16 protein-coding genes and 1 pseudogene are annotated in these 17,864 nt (G+C 59.9%); 6 read left to right on the top strand and 11 right to left on the bottom strand.

What is annotated here, in order from left to right:
* Window positions 1-6: 6 nt before the first annotated feature.
* Window positions 7-1,593 (bottom strand): alpha-amylase family glycosyl hydrolase, encoded by a 1,587-nt coding sequence (locus AB3X96_RS35590; protein ID WP_368593392.1) that lies wholly within the window; start codon window positions 1,591-1,593, stop codon window positions 7-9.
* Window positions 1,594-1,642: 49 nt separating this feature from the next.
* Between AB3X96_RS35590 and AB3X96_RS35595 the strand changes: the two genes are divergently transcribed.
* Together AB3X96_RS35595 and AB3X96_RS35600 are read left to right on the top strand one after the other, a co-directional pair.
* Entirely contained in the window at window positions 1,643-3,307 is a 1,665-nt protein-coding gene (locus tag AB3X96_RS35595) for an alpha-amylase family protein (protein ID WP_368593393.1), read from the top strand.
* 130 nt (window positions 3,308-3,437) lie between these two features.
* Entirely contained in the window at window positions 3,438-4,451 is a 1,014-nt protein-coding gene (locus AB3X96_RS35600) for a Gfo/Idh/MocA family protein (RefSeq protein WP_368593394.1), read from the top strand.
* Between the two features lie 61 nt (window positions 4,452-4,512).
* Here AB3X96_RS35600 and AB3X96_RS35605 read toward each other — a convergent pair whose 3' ends face one another.
* From AB3X96_RS35605 to AB3X96_RS35615, 3 genes are all read right to left on the bottom strand, one after another.
* Complete coding sequence (locus tag AB3X96_RS35605) at window positions 4,513-4,860, bottom strand: hypothetical protein (protein ID WP_368593447.1); 348 nt, start codon at window positions 4,858-4,860, stop codon at window positions 4,513-4,515.
* Between the two features lie 133 nt (window positions 4,861-4,993).
* The gene (locus AB3X96_RS35610; protein ID WP_368593395.1) at window positions 4,994-5,251 is read right to left on the bottom strand and encodes a hypothetical protein; all 258 of its coding nucleotides are present in this window, start codon (window positions 5,249-5,251) and stop codon (window positions 4,994-4,996) included.
* A 125-nt stretch (window positions 5,252-5,376) separates the two neighbouring features.
* Complete coding sequence (locus AB3X96_RS35615) at window positions 5,377-6,150, bottom strand: helix-turn-helix transcriptional regulator (RefSeq protein ID WP_368593396.1); 774 nt, start codon at window positions 6,148-6,150, stop codon at window positions 5,377-5,379.
* Window positions 6,151-6,261: 111 nt separating this feature from the next.
* On the opposite strand from AB3X96_RS35615, the gene AB3X96_RS35620 reads away from it, so the two are divergent.
* Complete coding sequence (locus tag AB3X96_RS35620) at window positions 6,262-7,341, top strand: zinc-binding dehydrogenase (protein WP_368593397.1); 1,080 nt, start codon at window positions 6,262-6,264, stop codon at window positions 7,339-7,341.
* Window positions 7,342-7,360: 19 nt separating this feature from the next.
* Here AB3X96_RS35620 and AB3X96_RS35625 read toward each other — a convergent pair whose 3' ends face one another.
* Entirely contained in the window at window positions 7,361-8,065 is a 705-nt protein-coding gene (locus AB3X96_RS35625) for a GntR family transcriptional regulator (protein ID WP_368593398.1), read from the bottom strand.
* A gap of 203 nt (window positions 8,066-8,268) precedes the next feature.
* Between AB3X96_RS35625 and AB3X96_RS35630 the strand changes: the two genes are divergently transcribed.
* The 3 genes from AB3X96_RS35630 (at window position 8,269) to AB3X96_RS35640 (ending at window position 12,285) form a co-directional block, all read left to right on the top strand.
* The gene (locus AB3X96_RS35630; protein ID WP_026228580.1) at window positions 8,269-9,543 is read left to right on the top strand and encodes a glucarate dehydratase family protein; all 1,275 of its coding nucleotides are present in this window, start codon (window positions 8,269-8,271) and stop codon (window positions 9,541-9,543) included.
* 72 nt (window positions 9,544-9,615) lie between these two features.
* On the top strand, window positions 9,616-10,944 hold the full coding sequence (locus AB3X96_RS35635) for an MFS transporter (protein ID WP_368593399.1): 1,329 nt from the start codon (window positions 9,616-9,618) through the stop codon (window positions 10,942-10,944).
* Window positions 10,945-10,995: 51 nt separating this feature from the next.
* Window positions 10,996-12,285 carry an MFS transporter gene (locus AB3X96_RS35640; protein WP_176123617.1) on the top strand — a complete coding sequence of 430 codons (1,290 nt, stop codon included), beginning with the start codon at window positions 10,996-10,998 and terminating at the stop codon, window positions 12,283-12,285.
* A 171-nt stretch (window positions 12,286-12,456) separates the two neighbouring features.
* Here the strand turns inward: AB3X96_RS35640 and AB3X96_RS35645 are convergent, their stop codons facing one another.
* The 6 genes and pseudogenes from AB3X96_RS35645 to AB3X96_RS35670 all read right to left on the bottom strand — a co-directional run bounded on the left by AB3X96_RS35645 (window position 12,457) and on the right by AB3X96_RS35670 (window position 17,830).
* Window positions 12,457-12,630 carry a hypothetical protein gene (locus tag AB3X96_RS35645; protein ID WP_368593400.1) on the bottom strand — a complete coding sequence of 58 codons (174 nt, stop codon included), beginning with the start codon at window positions 12,628-12,630 and terminating at the stop codon, window positions 12,457-12,459.
* Window positions 12,631-12,700: 70 nt separating this feature from the next.
* Window positions 12,701-12,781: pseudogene (locus AB3X96_RS35650) on the bottom strand (IS6 family transposase); the annotation flags it as partial.
* 214 nt (window positions 12,782-12,995) lie between these two features.
* A complete protein-coding gene (locus AB3X96_RS35655; protein ID WP_176123618.1) occupies window positions 12,996-13,976 on the bottom strand; it encodes a glycosyltransferase family 2 protein in 981 nt (326 codons plus the stop codon).
* 445 nt (window positions 13,977-14,421) lie between these two features.
* Complete coding sequence (locus AB3X96_RS35660) at window positions 14,422-15,267, bottom strand: hypothetical protein (protein WP_368593401.1); 846 nt, start codon at window positions 15,265-15,267, stop codon at window positions 14,422-14,424.
* 436 nt (window positions 15,268-15,703) lie between these two features.
* Window positions 15,704-16,600, bottom strand: a complete 897-nt coding sequence (locus AB3X96_RS35665; RefSeq protein ID WP_368593402.1) for a DUF707 domain-containing protein — start codon at window positions 16,598-16,600, stop codon at window positions 15,704-15,706.
* A gap of 135 nt (window positions 16,601-16,735) precedes the next feature.
* On the bottom strand, window positions 16,736-17,830 hold the full coding sequence (locus tag AB3X96_RS35670) for a hypothetical protein (protein WP_368593403.1): 1,095 nt from the start codon (window positions 17,828-17,830) through the stop codon (window positions 16,736-16,738).
* Between the last annotated feature and the right edge of the window lie 34 nt (window positions 17,831-17,864).

Here is a 17,864-nt window from a genome sequence, read left to right on the forward strand (position 1 = left end):
TACCGTTCATGATGGAGAGTCAACGATCACGATGACCGCCTCGCTGGCGGCAAGCAAATTGGCGCCCTGGATGAAGGCGTCACCGATGCGCGTGGTCACCGTCGATAGCAGCACCATACCCGCGCGCGATTGCACGGTGGCAGCTTCGGCGCCCATGTTCAGCGCAATGAACAGACATTGATTGCTGGAGCGCCGCTCATAGGTCAGCACGTCGCCGTCGGCAACGACATTCTCTATCGTGCCCCGCACGAGCGCGGCGCTACTGCGGCGCAGGCTCAGCAAACGCCGATACAGCGACAACATGCTCGACATATCGCCCTCCTGTTCGCGCACGCTCGTCGCGCTCGCAATCGGCAACCACGGTCTGCCGTCCGTGAAGCCCGCATTCGGCAGCGAGCCATCCCATTGCATAGGCGTGCGCTCGGGATCGCGTCCCTGGCAAATGCCCGGTTGCCGGAACTCCGCCGGGTCCTGAATCTGATCGGACGCGATATAGCCGTCCGTCATGCCGATTTCATCGCCGTAGTAAAGCGTCGGCGTGCCTCGTAGTGTCAACAGCAGCACAGCGGCCACACGTGCCTGTGCCGCGCCGACGCGCGACGCAACGCGCGGATTGTCGTGGTTTCCCAGCACCCAGTTCGGCCACGCGTATTCGGGCAACGCAACGTCGTAATCGCGGATCATGCGGGCGATGTTCTCCGCATTCCATCTCGCGCTGAGCAACTGAAAATTGAACGGCATATGCGCTCCTTCGCCGTTCACGCCGTAATACTTCACCAGTTGCGCAACAGTCAGATAGATTTCGCCGATCAGCACGCGCTCGCCGTATTCGTCCAGCGTGGCCCGCATCGAGCGGACGAGTTCATGTACTTCCGGCTGATCCTCGGTGTAAGTTTGCAACAGTCGATGATGGTCCGGCTCGCCCGGCAAATAGCCGGGATTGGGCGGATTGTCGCGAAACTGCGCGTCCTTGATCAACAGCCACAGCACGTCCACGCGGAAGCCGTCCACGCCGAGGTCGAGCCAGAAACGCAGCACCTGGTCCATCGCGCGGCGCACTTGCGGGTTCCGCCAGTTCAGGTCAGGCTGCTCGCGCAGAAACGCGTGATAGTAGTACTGCCCCGTCACCTCGTCCCACTCCCACGCCGAGCCGCCCATACGGCTCAACCAGTTGTTCGGCGGTCCGCCATCGGGCGCGGGATCGCGCCACAGATACCAGTCCCGTTTCGGATTGTCTCGCGACGAGCGGCTTTGCTCGAACCACGGATGCCGGTTCGACGAATGATTCGGCACGAAATCGAGCAGCACCTTGAGCCCGAGCCGATGCGCGTGGCCCATCAATTGCTTGAACCCGTCCAGAGTGCCGAACATCGGATCGATGTTGCAGTAGTCCGCGACGTCATAGCCAAAGTCGGCCATCGGCGACGGGTAGATGGGGGAGATCCACACCGCATCGACGCCTAGCGCCGCGACGTATTCAAGGCGCGCGCTGATGCCGGACAGATCGCCGATGCCATCGCCGTTACTGTCCTGAAACGAGCGCGGATAGATCTGATAGATCACACCGCGTTGCCACCACGCCAGCTCCGACATTGCAATTCCTCTTCACGATCGATTGTTTAGGCGCCCCCGCGCGGAACCTATGCTTAATGACCTCTGGTACAAGAACACGATCATTTACTGCCTTTCGGTAGGCACCTTCATGGACGCGAATGGCGACGGCGTCGGCGACTTCGAGGGCCTGATGCGCAGGCTCGATTATCTGCAAGGGCTCGGCATGACGACGATCTGGCTGATGCCCTTCCACCCGTCGCCAGGACGCGATAACGGTTACGACGTTTGCGACTACTACAACGTCGATCCGAAGTACGGCACGCTCGGCGATTTCGCCGAGTTCACGCACGCGTGCGCCCAGCGGGGCTTGCGGGTGATCATCGATCTCGTCGTCAATCACACGTCCGACCAGCATCCGTGGTTCCTGGAAGCACGCAGCGATCCCGCGTCGAAATATCGCGACTGGTATGTCTGGTCGGACGACAAACCGCCCGATGCGCAACGCGGCGTGGCGTTTCCGGGCGTGCAGAAGTCGACCTGGAGTTTCGACAAGCGGGCAAAACGCTGGTACTTCCATCGCTTCTACGATTTTCAACCGGACCTGAATACTTCCAATCCGCATGTGCAGGCGGAGTTGCTGAAGATCATGGGCTTCTGGATTCAGCTCGGCGTGTCCGGATTCCGCATGGACGCGGTGCCCTTCGTCATCGCGACGAAGGGCCCGAAGGTGCGCCGCCCCGTCGAGCAATACGACATGTTGCGAACGTTTCGCGAGTTTCTGCAGTGGCGCGAAGGCGACGCGATCATTCTGGCCGAAGCCAACGTGCTGCCCAAATCGGATCTCCAATACTTCGGCGACGAGGGCGAGCGCTTGCCGATGATGTTCAACTTCCGCGTCAATCAAAACACCTTCTACACGCTCGCGACGGGCAACACGAAGCCGTTGAAGGACGCGCTGCTTGCGACGAACCCACGGCCGCCGACTGCGCAATGGGGGGTATTTCTGCGCAATCACGACGAACTCGATCTGGGCCGGCTGACGCCCGCTCAGCGCGCGGCGGTGTTCGCCGCGTTCGCCCCGGACCCCGACATGCAGTTGTATGGGCGCGGCATCCGCCGCAGACTTGCGCCGATGCTGTCGGGCGACAGACGCCGTCTTGAACTCGCCTACAGTCTGATGCTGAGTTTGCCGGGCACGCCGGTGTTCCGATACGGCGATGAAATCGGCATGGGGGACGATCTGCGCCGGCCCGAGCGCCAATGTGCGCGCACGCCGATGCAATGGTCGGGCGAGCCGCAAGGCGGCTTCACGAGCCATTCGAACCCGCCTGTGCCTGCGATCTCCGGCGGGGCTTATGGGTTCGAGCGGGTCAACGTGGCAAATCAGCGGCGCGATCCCGATTCGTTTCTCAACTGGACCGAGCGGATGATTCGCATGCGCCGGGAAGTGCCGGAAATCAGCTGGGGGGACTTCGAAGTGCTGCCCACCTCGCGAAACGATGTGCTCGCGCTCGGTTATCACTGGCGCAACAACTCCGTGCTGTTTCTGCATAACTTCCGCGCCGAAGCGTGTACCGTCGAATTCCGCCTCAGCTCCGACGAACCCGGGCGGGATTCGCTGATCAATCTACTGTCCGACGACCACAGCGGCGCTGACGAGGACGGCCGTCACAAGGTGGTGCTCGAGCCGTTCGGATACCGATGGTATCGGGTGGGCGGCCTCGACTATCTGCTCAAGCGGACCGAGGTCTAGCGACGACGAGCCACGGTTAAACTGATACGATCGCATGCTCCTGGTCGTTCGCGGACTCACGCGACTTGCCGACTCACGCGAATGCTCAGCCTGCTCGACTCATCGGATACGCAATCGGAAAAGGGATGTCATGGCAAAGGATCAAATAGTCTGGGGAATTTTGGGCGCCGCAAAGATCAACGACAAGGTGGTCGTGCCCATGCACAACGCGCCGAAGTGCCGGGTGAAAGGCATCGCGTCGCGCTCTCTGGAGAAGGCGCGGGAAGCCGCGGCCAAATATGGTCTGGCGGTCGCATACGACGGTTACGAGGCGCTGCTCGCTGACCCGGAAATCGACGCGGTCTATATTCCATTGCCCAATCATCTCCACGTGGAATGGACGATCAAAGCGGTCGAGGCGGGCAAGCACGTGCTGTGTGAGAAGCCGATCAGCCTGGACGCGCAACAGGTCGAACGGCTGATCGCCGCGCGCGACAAGAGCGGCCGATACATCCAGGAAGCCTTCATGGTTCGTACGCATCCGCAATGGTTGAAGGTGCGGACCCTGATCGACGAAGGCGCGATCGGCGAATTGCGGGCAGTGACCGGCGGTTTCACCTATCACAACACGAACGAAGACAATATCCGCAACAAGAGCGAGCTAGGCGGCGGCGGTCTGCTCGATATTGGTTGCTATCCGATCACGACGTCGCGCTTCACGATTGGGCGTGAGCCACGGCGCGTAGTAGCGCTGGTGGAACAGGATCCTGCCTTCAAGGTAGACCGGCTCGGTTCCGTGCTGATGGACTTCGATGGCGTGCAGGTGAGTTTCTTTTACTCGACTCAGACCTATCCGTACCAGCGGATGCAATTTCACGGCACCAAGGGGAGAATCGAAGTCGAAATTCCGTTCAATGCGCCACACGATCGACCGACGCGTCTGCTAATCAGTGAGCACAATAGCGACGGTGTCGCGACTGATCGCTGGCTGGAAGTTCCGGTGTGCGATCAATACGGCGTAGCCGCCACCTCGTTCGCGGAGGCGATCCTGAGTGGAGGCCCGCAAGCTATTCCGCTGGAAGATGCGCGCGCAAATATGCGGGTGATCGATGCCGTGTTCCGCTCGGCTCAGTCGGGCGCGTGGGAGAGCATCGCCCAAAGTTGAAGTGCAATGCTGGGGCGAGCTGTGCGGGTCAACGCGGCGAAGTGCCCCAGCTGTCTGATCTCTACTTGACTGGCGCAGTCACATCGCAATCGCCGCCATGGGTGCCGCCGCCAGTGCTTTTCAGCGTAAGCACGAGTCTGCTGCCTCGGTTTGCCGTCATGATCTGACCATAGCTAACCGTCGGAATGAACTGGATATCCGGCGCGACCGCCACGGGCGGATTTCTCGCCCCGTCGACGGTCAGGTCTAACTCCACGGTGATCGAGTCGATTGCGGCGCCGAGATCCTGCTTCCGGCCGGCCTGATCTTTGCGGAAATTGCACAGGCCCTGGAGAACCTGCTCGAGGGCAGTCGGGATATCGACCGGCTTGCCCGGTGCGATCGGAGGCGTGTTACAGCCGACGATCATGAACGGCAAGGTGCAAAGCGCTACATATCGCCAGGCTCGCATCGGCTCCCCCGCTTGATGTGGTGGACGTGGTGACTGCCTTCCCATGCTGTCGCTGGTTCAGTGCCCAGCCGGCGCACGCGAACTCAAACGTTCAATACTTGATCTTCCTGGCCGCCTGACGGCCGCTCTGCTTGGTTTGCCGCTTGTCCTGCCGGCAATGCGAATTACTCTTCTGGTCCGCGGCTCTGCACTCCTGCTTCGTATGGCGGGCGCCCTGGCGTGTCTCCTGTCGAACGTCGCGTCCGGCGCGACGTTGCTGAGCCTGTTCGGTTGCCCAGGAGCTTCCAGCGCAAGCCATCGCGGACACAGCCATGACCGCGGCCGCGAACTGCCGGCTCCATGAAAACATGGCGACCTCCCTGACAGGTTGCATGTGACTATTCCGGCTTTGTACAAGGGTGCCACGCGTGGGAGTCGCGTCAATCGGACCAAGGTCCTAGGGCCGTCGCGATGGCTTTGTCAGGCGGGCGAAGCTCAAACGGGTGTGTAGATCGAGAGTTTCAGCGACGGGTCGTCGTTCGCCTGAAACGTAGCGTATTGGTAACGTTGGATACCACGCTGAGGATGCGCGAGTACTTTCTCGCCGGACGCGCCGCCACGGACGTCATGCGCGATCCACCAGCTAGCGAACTCCGCACTCGACGAACGCAGGCGCTCCACTAGCTGGACGAACGGTGGATCGGTGGCGAAGAGATCATGCGTTGCGCGAAAGAGCGCGATCATGCGGCGCGCTTCGTCTTCCCACGCGGGTCCGAATAGCCGTCGCGCTTCCGGGTCGATGAACATGAAAACGAGGATATTGCGGTCCGCCTCGGTCAGCCGATCGAATCCCAGTAGATCGGCGGCCGCCCGGTTCCACGCCAGGATGTCCCACCGCCTGCCGGTCACGTATGCCGGCAGGCCGAGGTCTGAAACGATGCGCGCGATTGCCGGCGGCACTTTCTCGGCAGCAAACGTCCGCTGATCGTTGCTGCGCGCGAGCGCCCGCAGATGCGCGGCTTCCGCTTTGCCAAGCCGCAGGGCGCGAGCAAGCGCGTCGAGGGTGGCATCGGAGGGGCTGACCGTTCGCCCCTGCTCCAGCCGCACATACCAGTCCACACCGATGCCGGCCAGTTCGGCAACTTCTTCCCGCCGCAGACCCGGCGTACGACGGCGCCGGCCGCTCCCGAGCCGCCCCGATGCCGGGCTCAGCTTCTCCCGGCGCGACCGCAGAAAATCGCCAAACTCACTCCGTCTCGATGCCGGCATGTTCGTCCTCGCAAGGAGGTATCGATGAATCCTGGGATAGTACCAGGCCTTGTTGCCTATTCTAGGTTCGCCAGAATGACCTCGTCAGACCACCCTTGACGGAGAACGACGATGAAAGCTGCAATCCTGAATTCGCTTGAGCGACCGCTCGCGATTACGCAAATGCCGGATCCGGAAATCGGCACGGGCGAGGTGATCGTGGATGTCGCCGCCGCGCCGGTGCTGTCATACGCGAGTGAAGTGTTCAATGGGCAGCGCCGCTATCCGATCGAACTGCCGATCGTGCCCGGTTGCGGCGCGATCGGTCGAGTAAGAGCGAGCGGTCCCGATGCGACTCATCTGAAGGTGGGCGACTGGGTGTTCTGCGATCCGACCGTGCGCTCGCGCGACGACGCGTTGATGCCCGATATAGCGCTGCAGGGCTGGAGTTCGCGTGGAGACGGGGGCTTGCGACTGCAACGGTACTTTCACGACGGCCCGTTCGCCGAACAGGTGCGTGTGCCGACCGAGAACGCGGTTCGTATCGGCGACATCGATCCTGGCGAGGCGGCGCGCTGGTGTGCGCTCAACGTGATGCTCGTGCCTTATGGCGGGCTGCTTGCGGCCGCGCTGCGGGCTGGCGAAACGCTGCTCGTCAGCGGGGCTACCGGCAACTTCGGCAGCGCCTGCGTGGCTGTCGCCCTCGCGATGGGAGCGCGCTGCGTGGTCGCGCCGGGACGCAATGCGGAAGCACTCGACGATCTGAAACAGCGCTTCGGCGCGCGTGTGCGCCCGGTCAGACTTTCAGGCGATGAACAGGCGGATCGCGAACGGATGCAACAGGCGGCTCCTTGCCCGATCGATTGCGTCATCGATCTGCTGCCGCCCTCGGCGTCCGTCACAGCCGTGCGTGCCGCGATGAGGGCCGTGCGGCCGTACGGCCGCGTCATTTTGATGGGTGGCGTGGGCATGCTGGGCGATGCTGGGCTCGATCTGCCATATCCGTGGCTCATGCGCAACGACATCACCGTGCGCGGCAAATGGATGTATCCGACGGAAGCCGTGACGCTGATGACGGGCCTGATTCGCTCGGGGCTGCTCGATCTTCGCCATTTCGACGTGAAGACATTCCCGCTCGATCGCGCCAATGAAGCGGTGTCCCACGCGGCCGCAAACGGCGGTCCATTCAGAATGACCGTGATCCAGCCGTAGCCAGCGATTCAGCGAACGCTCACTCGTCCGCCAAAAAATTCGGATGACTCGTGCGAATCTGATCGATCTGACTCAGCGTCCCCGACAGATGCTTGCGTAGCGCCGCCTGCGCGGCCTCGACATCGCCTTTGTCGATCGCGTCGACGATCTCCGTATGATCGCGCACGACCGCCATCGTCTTGCCCTCCGCCGGCAGATTCAGGCGCCGCAGCCGGTCGATATGCCCGCTCAGCCTGCGCACCAGGTCCCACAGCTGCGGCACGCCCGCCGCCTCGTACATCTGCCGATGAAACGTCTGATCGAGCAGCGAGAACTCCTCGTAGTTCTTCAGGTCGAGCAATTCCGTTTGCCGGGCGATCGTGACGCGCAGTTCCGCGATCAGCGTGGCGTTGCGCTGCTCCGCGAGCGTGCGCACCACTTCGAGTTCGATCGAGCGGCGCAGGAAATGCGCCTGCAGCGCGGAGGTCACTTTGATCTGACTAACGACCGTCGCGTGCTGCGGATAGATATCGACGAGTCCTTCCTCGCCGAGCTTCATCAGCGCGTCGCGCACCGGCGTCTGGCTGAGCCCGTAGCGGTTCGCGAGCTCGGTGCGCGACAGCACCGTGCCCGGCGTCAATTCGAGAGAAAGGATCATTTCGCGCAGTCGTTCGAAGACTTGCGGCGCGGCGTGGCGGGAGCGGTCGAGTCGGGTGACCGTCGACGAGTGAGCGTGGTTTTTCATGGCAGAAATTGAAGCGTGGAAGCAGGCGGACCGACGGGGCGGTCCGCTGAGGCACTAGTACTATAGCCGACGCTCGCCGCTTCCAGCGGGCTTGCAAGCGGAATTCGCCAGGAAGTGGACATGAGAGTTTACCCCACTAACGCACTAATATATTAGTGCTTTACTATCCGGCCCATCAAACTCCACTTATGCCGATTGACATCATGACTCGCGACATCACCATCACCCAGGTGCGCATCACCCCGATCGCCTTCCGCGACGGCCCGCTGCTCAACGCGGCCGGAATCCACGAACCCTGGGCGCTGCGCGCCATCGTCGAACTGGAGACGAGCGACGGCCGCGTCGGCATCTCCGAGACCTATGGCGACGAACCGATGCTGCGTGTGCTCGAACAGGCGAAGTCGCTGGTGATCGGGCTGTCGCCGTTCGACCTCAATCGCATGGAAGAACGCGTGCGGGGCACGATCAAGGCGACCCCGGGCGCGGTCGAATTCGAACTCGCGCCCGGCTCGCACGCGGCGAAGAACGCGCCGAAAGTCATCAGCACGCTCGAAGTCGCGATGCTCGACCTGCAAGGGCAAATCGTCGGCGCGCCGATCGTCGATCTGCTTGGCGGCAAGGTGCGCGACGCCGTGCCGTACAGCGCCTATCTGTTCTTCAAGTACGCCGAGCACATCGACAAGCCCTATGCGCCCGATGCCTGGGGCGAAGGCCTGAGCCCCGAGCAGATCGTCGCGCAGGCGCGTCGGATGATCGAGCTGTATGGTTTCCAGAGCATCAAGCTGAAGGGCGGCGTGTTCGAGCCGGCACACGAAATCGCGTGCATGCGCGCGCTGCATCAGGCGTTCCCCGGCGTGCCGCTGCGCCTCGACCCGAACGCGAACTGGACGCTCGAAACGAGCATCGCCGCCGCCCCTGAACTCGACGAACTGCTCGAGTACTACGAAGACCCGTGCCCGAGTCTCGAAGGCATGGCCGAACTGGCGAAGCACACGCGCCTGCCGCTCGCGACCAACATGGTCATCACGACGATGGAAGATTTCCGCCGCGGCGCCGAGATGGGTTCGGTCAAGGTCCTGCTGTCGGATCACCATTACTGGGGCGGCCTGCGCGCGACCCAGACGCTCGCGCGCATGTGCAAGCTGTGGGATCTCGGCATGTCGATGCACTCGAACTCGCACCTCGGCATCAGCCTGATGGCGATGACGCACGTCGCGGCCAGCATCCCCAACCTGACCTATGCGTGCGACACGCACTACCCGTGGCAGGAGGAAGAAGTCATCAAGGGCGGCCGTGTCACGTTCGACAACGGCTCGGTGCGTGTGCCCACCACGCCGGGCCTCGGCGTCGAGCTCGACCGCGAGCGGCTCGCCGAACTGCATGCGCAGTATCTGTCGTGCGGCGTGCGCAATCGCGATGACCTCTCGCAGATGCGCAAGTACGAACCGGGCTTCACCGGCAAGAATCCGCGCTTTTAATTCTCGCTTCCAAATCCGCGCCTACGAGGCCCGCGACGCGCAATGCGCGTCGCCATCGAAGGAGACAACCCCATGAGTAGCCCGATTGCCGACACGGCGCGGCCCGAGCGCGCCGGCGCGCTGGCGAGCGCGGTGCACAAGGTCAAGTGGCGCGTGCTGCCGCTGTTCGTCGTGATGTTCATCGTCAACTACATCGACCGCGTGAACATCGGCTTCGTGCGCCAGCATCTGAGCGCCGATCTGGGCATCGGCGCGGCGGCCTACGGGCTCGGCGCGGGGCTCTTCTTCATCAGCTACGCGATCTTCGAAGTGCCGTCGAACATCCTGCTGCAGCGCTACGGCGCGAAGCTGTGGCTCGCGCGCATCATGCTCACGTGGGGGCTGGCCGCGGCCGGCATGGCATTCGTGCGCGGCGAGACGTCGTTCTACGCGATGCGGCTGCTGCTCGGCGCGGCCGAAGCGGGCTTCTTTCCCGGCGTCATCTACTACTTCACGGAATGGCTGCCGAGCAACGAGCGCGGCAAGGCGATGGCGATCTTCCTGAGCGGCTCGGCGCTCGCGTCGGTGCTGTCCGGGCCGATCTCCGGCGGGCTGATGCTGATCGAAGGCGCGGGGCTGCGTGGCTGGCAGTGGATGTTCATCATCGAAGGCATGTTCTCGGTCGTGCTCGCGGGCTTCATCCTGCTGTGGCTCGACTCGAAGCCGCGCGACGCCGCCTGGCTCACCCGCGCCGAGCAGGACGCGGTGCTGGATGCGATCGACGAAGAGCAACGCCAGCGCGCCGCCGCGCACCCGGTCAAGTCGTCGCTCGGAACCCTGCTGCGCGATCCGCAAATCCTGATCTTTTGCCTGATCTACTTCGCGGTATCGCTGACCATCTACGGTGCGACTTTCTGGCTGCCCAGCATCATCCACAAGATGGGCCATTTCAACGACTTCCAGGTCGGCCTGTTCAACTCGATTCCGTGGCTGATCTCGATCGCGGCGATGTATCTGTTCGCGATGCTCGCGGCGCGCTTCAAGTTTCAGCAGGCGTGGGTCGCGTGTGTGCTGCTGATCGCCGCGCTCGGCATGTATGCGGCCGGCCAGGGCGGCCCGGTGTTCTCGTTCGTCGCGATCTGCTTTGCTGCGATCGGCTTCAAGGCGGCCTCGTCGCTGTTCTGGGTGATCCCGCAGGGCTATCTCGACGCGCGGATTTCCGCCGCGGTGCTGGCGCTGATCAACTCGATCGGCAACCTCGGCGGCTTCGTGGCGCCGGCGACCTTCGGCTTCCTCGAACAGAAGACCGGCTCGATCGAGGGCGGCCTCACTGGACTCGCGGTGATGTCGGTGATTGCGGCCGGGGTCGTGTTCTTCTCGCGTATGAGCCCGCGCGAAGGATTGCCGGCCTCAGCGCATTGACCGTATCGAACAACCATATAGACACATTTTCAGAAACCTTCAGGAGACTCGATGAAAACACTAGAAGCTACGACGGCTGCCGCACGGACGGCCGTCGGACGATACCGATGGACCATCTGCGCGATGATCTTCGCGGCGACGACGATCAACTACATGGATCGTCAGATGCTCGGGCTGCTCGCGCCGCTGCTGCAAAAGGATATCGGTTGGAACCAGGTGCAGTACGCACAGACCGTGATGGTGTTTACGGTCGCCTACGCGGTGGGTCTCGCGATCTTCGGCCGCATCGCCGATCGCGTCAGCACGAAGAAGGTCTACGGCAGCGCGATGGCGCTGTGGAGTCTGGCGGCGATGCTGCACGCGGTGGCATCGACCGTGCCGGGTTTCGCGGCCGTACGCGGTCTGCTCGGCTTCGGCGAAGCGGCCAATTTTCCGGTTGCGATCCGCACTACCGCCACGTGGTTTCCAAAGAAGGAACGCGCGCTCGCGACGGGCTTCTGGAACATGGGCGCGACGATCGGCGGCATCGTGGCGCCGGCCTTCGTGCCGATCGCCGCGGTGATGTGGGGCTGGCGCGCGACGTTCATCGCGGGCGGCGCGACCGGGTTCGTCTGGCTGGCGGTGTGGTGGCTGGTTTATCGGCAACCTTCGGAGCATCCGTCGGTGTCGAAGGAAGAACTCGCCTACATCAATGCGGATCGCGAAGAAGTCGTCGAACAGAAAGTCAGTTGGTTGTCGGTGCTCAAGTACCGCGAAACGTGGGCGTTTGTCTTCGGCAAGCTGCTGACCGATCCGGTGTGGTGGTTCTATCTGTTCTGGCTGCCCAAGTGGCTCAATGAGTCGCGCCATATCGATATCGCCCACATGGGTTTGCCGCTGATCGCAATCTATACGATGTCGTCGGTCGGCAGCGTGGCGGGTGGCTGGCTGTCGTCGCATCTGATGGCGCGCACCAACCGGCCGAATTTCGCACGCAAGCTCACGATGCTCATCTGTGCATTGTGCGTGGTGCCGATCGCAACGTTGTCGGCATTCCAGAGTCTGTGGTGGGCGGTGCTCGCCGTTGGTCTCGCGGCAGCGGCGCACCAGGGCTGGTCGGCCAATCTCGTCACGACGGTCGGCGACGTGTTTCCGAAGCGGGTGGTCGGCACGGTGGTCGGTATCGGCGGCGTGGCAGGGATGGTCGGATCGTTCTTCTTCTCCGGCGTGATCGGCGAGACCTTGCAGCGCACCGGGAATTATTGGGCGCTGTTTACGGTCGGCGCATCGGCGTATCTGGTTGCACTTGGCATCATTCATCTGTTGATGCCGCGGATGACGGCGGTGAAGTTGCGCGATTGATGTAACGTTTGTCGGCGACACAACCGGAGGGCGGGGGACGCATGATTGGTGTCCCCCGCTTTTTTTGTCAGGACGGGGATGCAGCGGAGTTGATCCAGTGAGTGATTAGCACTCAGGCTTACTGATTGATTGGCTTTGTCAGTTCACCAAATCGGTTCCTGGTAATTCTCGTCATGCAGTCCAAAACTCGACGAATCGCAACGACGCCTGTCCAACCTCATACACTTCCGCATAAGATTCGTTGTCGCGATGGAGCTTCCGGCTCTCCTGCCCTCTCCTCTCCGGAAAATACGGAAGTGCCTCGGGTTCGCTATTGGCTCGAAGTTCGTTGTCGCCGTCAGCCATGATCCGCTCGATTGCAGATACCTGCTTTCGAGCGTCCGTGAAATGCGTTCGAAATCGTGCTGAGCGCAAGCCGAAACGTCCATCGAACCACGCAGCTGATGACCCCAGTCGGAAAACGGTGACCGTGATAGAGCGATTTCGATTTCTTCATCACGCCATCTTATCCGACCGGCCTCGCAACCTGACGAAGCCCCAATATCTAGTCGGCGATGCGTAAGCGGCAAGCGACACAATTAACTACAAGTTCCAGTACTCTCGGCGTACCTGTTGGGGAAACAAGAGTACGTTCGATTCGGTCACGCGATCTCGTGCACCTCCAACACGCTCGGTGTTAAATGATGTGCCGGATGGCGCATTCTGCTGTGTCAGCGGCGGTTGAAGCGTCTTACGACGCAATAAAAGATCCACGGATGGATCTTGAGCATGGTCATAGTGATGGAAAGCTTCAGATGCCGATCGGCAAACAGGCCAAGCAGGTGCTTCACGCGCAGCTTCTCCGATACGCTTTGCAGAATAGGGCTGGCGAGGCGGTAGGTCGGCGCGGTGATCGCGGTCTGAAACGCGATCGCGCGGAATGCCCAGCTATATTTGAGCCGGAAGAAGAGGCGCTTGTAGTCGGTAATCGGGAGGGACGCGGTATTTTTTTCCACGCGGTCCATGATGGCAAATAGGTCGACGACCTGCGGGTTGAAGCGTCTCGAGATTCCCGATTCACGGATCATGTATGAATAGAGGTTGTCCGGAATGAGGCGCACCACTTTCGAGTTGGCGAGCGTTTGCACCGACACGCAAACGTCTTCGAAAATGAGACCGCACGGATGATCGGCTGCGACGAAGATGGAGCGGCGCACAAGCTTGTTCCAGCAAAAGGCTTGCAGCTTGAGTTCGAGAATTTTCTGGACGGCTTCCACGCCAGTGATAATGCCGTCGCCGGAATCGATCCGAGCGTTGACGGCGCCGTCGGGACTGATGCGCTCGGCGGCGAAAATGACGACATCGGCGTCGTACTGGTCGGCTTCGCGCAGCACGGTGCAAATGAGATCGCGATGGACGTGGTCGTCGCTGTCAACGCAGAGCACATAGTCGCCCCGCGCTTCCGATGCTGCGATTTTTCGCGTTTCAGCGAGCCCTTTGTTGTCGATGTTTCTGATTAACTTCCACGGAATGCGATCCTGTTGCGCGAGAACCCGGGCAGCGATTTCACCGGAGCGATCGGGGCTGCAGTCGTCGACGGCGACGATTTCGAAATCGGTGCAGGATTGTGACAGCAGTGAGTCGAGACAGTCCTCGATATAGTCCTCGACCTTGTAGATAGGCAGCAGAACGCTGATTCTCGGTGCGGACATAGACAATGCTCCTGGAGGTGTAAACGAGGCGTGAACTACCCGTTCTATATCGCAAAATCCTGCTTCGCGAAGAAATCAACTAATCACAAATTATGTTGTGGGAGCAAATCGGGCCGACCTGAAGTGCCGGCAGTCTGGGTCTACCAAGATCGCCAGCAACTGAAATATCAGACAATTAATTGGGTAAAACGGGAACCGACCAGCATGCACGAGCATGCGGCCGGAAACGAAGGGTACTCTAAAGACTAGATGTAAATGCATCGCTGCACCAATATATTCTAGGAATCGGCACAAATTGGTGAGATGTTGGCGCATTCCACCACTGCGGCAGTGGATCAGGCAGGTATGTCAAATAGGAATTTTTTAATGAAATCGTTTTTGCGATGATTAGGCGAATATGCCAACAGATATCAATTAATCCCGGTGTGAGCGACGTGTCGTCAAATTAGCTGGATAACCCGCGCCCCAATGCTATTCGCATGAGTTTGCGAACGCCTTCATCGCGGCCGACCCTCTCTTCGGCGTTACTGATCAACCTCTGCATCACATCCGCGGGGTAGATCTCGTCGAAAAGCTGATCGGATCCAGTACTGGCAAACACGTGATGCAGGAATGACCCCTCTGGTGGACAGACCCTTTTGAACACGCCAAGCTTAACTACAAGATTATTCCAAAGTTTAAGCGTATATGCATTAGTGCAAAGCGCAGCGCACTCTTCGAAATAATGGGGCAAAAATACCTTATAGTAGGAATCAGCATGCACCGGATAAAACACTTTTTCAGGCAAGCCGGCCTTTGCACCATAGACTTCCGTCAAAATATTGGAGCCAGTAGCACGCCATTTTATATGCGTGTTTTCCATCGCTTCTACCCGCTGAATTAGATCACGCAGCCGTGGATTCCTCGGGTCGAGGCGCAGGAGTGCGGTGCAAAGCAGATCCGGCTTCCCCCGGCCGACCAAGTCGCCCGCAATGTCCAGGTCAAATCGTCTCAGGAGAAGAATATCTGTGTCCACCCAGATTTCATCCGTTTTGGTAAACATTATCAACCGGAAATAATCTGTGAAATGCGCCGTTGAAGGAACGCCATCAACGGGAAAAGCGCTCAGCGAGTCGGCAGAAAGGATCGACCGGGCGTCCTTTTCGATCACGCCTTTTGGCAAGTTGCTGATGGGTTTGTAACTATATACAGCAATTTCGCTGTCGTTAGCAGTGAACGTATTCAAACAAGCGATTTCATAAGGAGATAATTCCGGACCATTCCAGAACGTTGCAAATTTTGGATCGCTCATAATTCACCCTCCTCGATTTGCTTCGTGAGAGCATCGCTGCGTTGCTGCCTCCATTGGAGGCTCGGCATAGCGTGCCGTACGCGAGAAGGTGGTTGCCTTGCAACGGACTACGCGATACGAGTTTATCCAGAACTAAATGCGATCTATAGAGCATGTCGCTTTTCGCCCGACTAATGTCGCCAATGGTTGGGTGTGGCTAATTAATCATTTAATCGAAAATCTCCGCCGTCGCCAAGTCGAGTCTGACGTTCATCACAACTGCCGACGGCTTTGTCAGCTTGCGAGGCCGGTAGATGGCGTGATGAAAAAATCAAAATCGCTCTATCACGGTCACCGTTTTCCGGCTGGGGTCATCAGCTGCGTGGTTCGATGGTATTTCCGCTTCCAGTCGAGCCTGCGCGACATGGAAGAGAGCTGCTGTTCGAGCGCGGCATTCTCAACGGCTCGAGCGCCTTTCCGGAGCCGGATGTATTGGCCACGTTGTGCGCTTGATATGATGAAGCCACGGGAGATACTCTTTCAGCAACCTCATAAAACTGACGATATCTTTCCGTCGCACCGGATTGCTGCCCTTTACCGCATGAATGAACAACATTGGATTGCCCAGTCGACCGCTCGCATATGATTTGCCTACATCTTTTGTTTTGCCACGAATGACCTTTATCGGAGTGTCCAGCATCCCGTATTGCGCGAGCGTCTGATTCAATTCAAAACTTGGGCTCGTCCTTGAATCGTCTCCCATGCCGCTCCCAGCCGAACCGACCGGGCGTGTATGGAACACGGAAAAACGATCAATAATGCCAACCTTTCCAAAAGAAGCGACCCACTTGGGCCACAAGAAATCGAGGCCCCAGCCTGATTTGTTCATCCCGAAGCTGTGTTTTATCGCATGCAAAGCATTCGAAGATAAACATGGCATCATCAACTCCACGAAATTTGTTTCGCGAAATTCAAACTCCCTGTTTTGCAACGTCGTTTGGTGACCGAAATAGCTTCTCTCGTCGAGAGAAGGTTGCGCGAGTGCGAAATTCTCTCGTTCTACATACTCGAAGAAGTCGTTCATGGTTTGAACATCCGTCAGGATGTCGTCGTCCGGGAGCCAGATGTAACGATATTGCAGAATCAATTCGGCATTTTTCAACATGAAGTCGTTAAGACCTTCCCATTTTGATCCTTTGAATCGATGTATGGCTTTGGCAAAGATGTCTGCATAGTCTTCGTTCTTCCCGTAGTAACTCAGCACCAAATCAAAGTTTGGCGCCTGTCCGCCGCTGAACCATTGCGGATGCAAGGAACTGTCTCCACACCTCAGAACGACCAGGTACTTGTTCATCTTTCAATTTCCCTATGCGTAGAAGCAGATTGCGCGGCACGTAAAGACAGTCACTGGCGAAGAATTGCATTTGACTGACACCAACCGCGCGAAATCACGAAACGACACACTCCGCTCGGCGACGCGCACCCTTGCTCATTTCCATAGCGTGCGCACTCGCCGATAGATCGCGCGACTGACACGCTTCGACGCTTCAAGCGTCCCCTTGGTGGCCTGCGGCGGGTGGTCTTCGAGCCAGCGCAACCGCGCTTCGATATCGCGTTCACGGTCCGCGTAGAGTGAAATCGGGAAGGGATGGCCAAGCCTCCCGTCGTAAAGCGCGCGAGCGGCATCGACGATGTCGCGGTTCTCCTCGCGCTGGGTGAAGTACGCGATGTGCACGAATGGCACGCTGCGCGCACAGACGATTCTCAGCCGGTGCCGCGCGCAGTACATATGCATCATGTGCTCGTCGTCCTGCCCACCGTCGTCGATCTTGTCCCATAACCCCTTGCGAAAAAGAATGCAGCCGATCGAATAGCGCGATTCTGAGGGCACTTCGCAAGGTTCGAGGTCCCGAGTCGCAGCGATGAAAGCATCAGGCTGCAGCGTCGTCCGTTCATGTAGCCAGCGCGCGATATGCGGATAGCCCCATATCGTGCCATTGGTGCCTTTCTCGATCTGGTCAGCAGGGATGATTCGCATCGGATAGCGCTTGTCCCCGTCGGCCCCGACGAAATGCGGATGCGCCCGGTTCGTGAAGTACTCGCGTTCCAGACTCATCGCACGCATCACTTCAGGGAAGCCCCAGTTGTTGTTGTTGATGAGTGGGGTGACGTAGGCAAGCTCGTTCCCGCTTTCCTTTTCGGCCGCGTCGTACGTGGCCAGCATCTTGTCGAGCCATCCGCCGGCGATCGGGAACGCGTCGTCGTCCACCTTGCAGATCAGGTCGATTTCGGCGAACGCCGGCTGCGAGAGTAGTTTTTTGATCGTGCGATAGGGTGGACCAGGCGGAATATCGTCGACGACCCGAACGACGCCCGGAAAAAGCCTTGCGTAGCGCCGCGCGACGGCAAGCGTGCGTTCCGCGTCATAGCCGCCCCTGCAGTTCTGAAGCAGGATGAACTCTACGCCTGTCGGCCGGTACGCCATGTGACTGGCGAGGGTTAGTTCGAGCGCTGCGTAGTCGCGACAGAGCAGGACCAGAATAGCGACTCGCCTCGACGCCGCGTTAGAACGGGATGCAGTCATGCTTCTCCTTCGTAGGACGAGTACATCTTATTAC

It is taken from the genome of Paraburkholderia sp. BR13439, assembly GCF_040948805.1.
Lineage (GTDB): Bacteria > Pseudomonadota > Gammaproteobacteria > Burkholderiales > Burkholderiaceae > Paraburkholderia > Paraburkholderia youngii.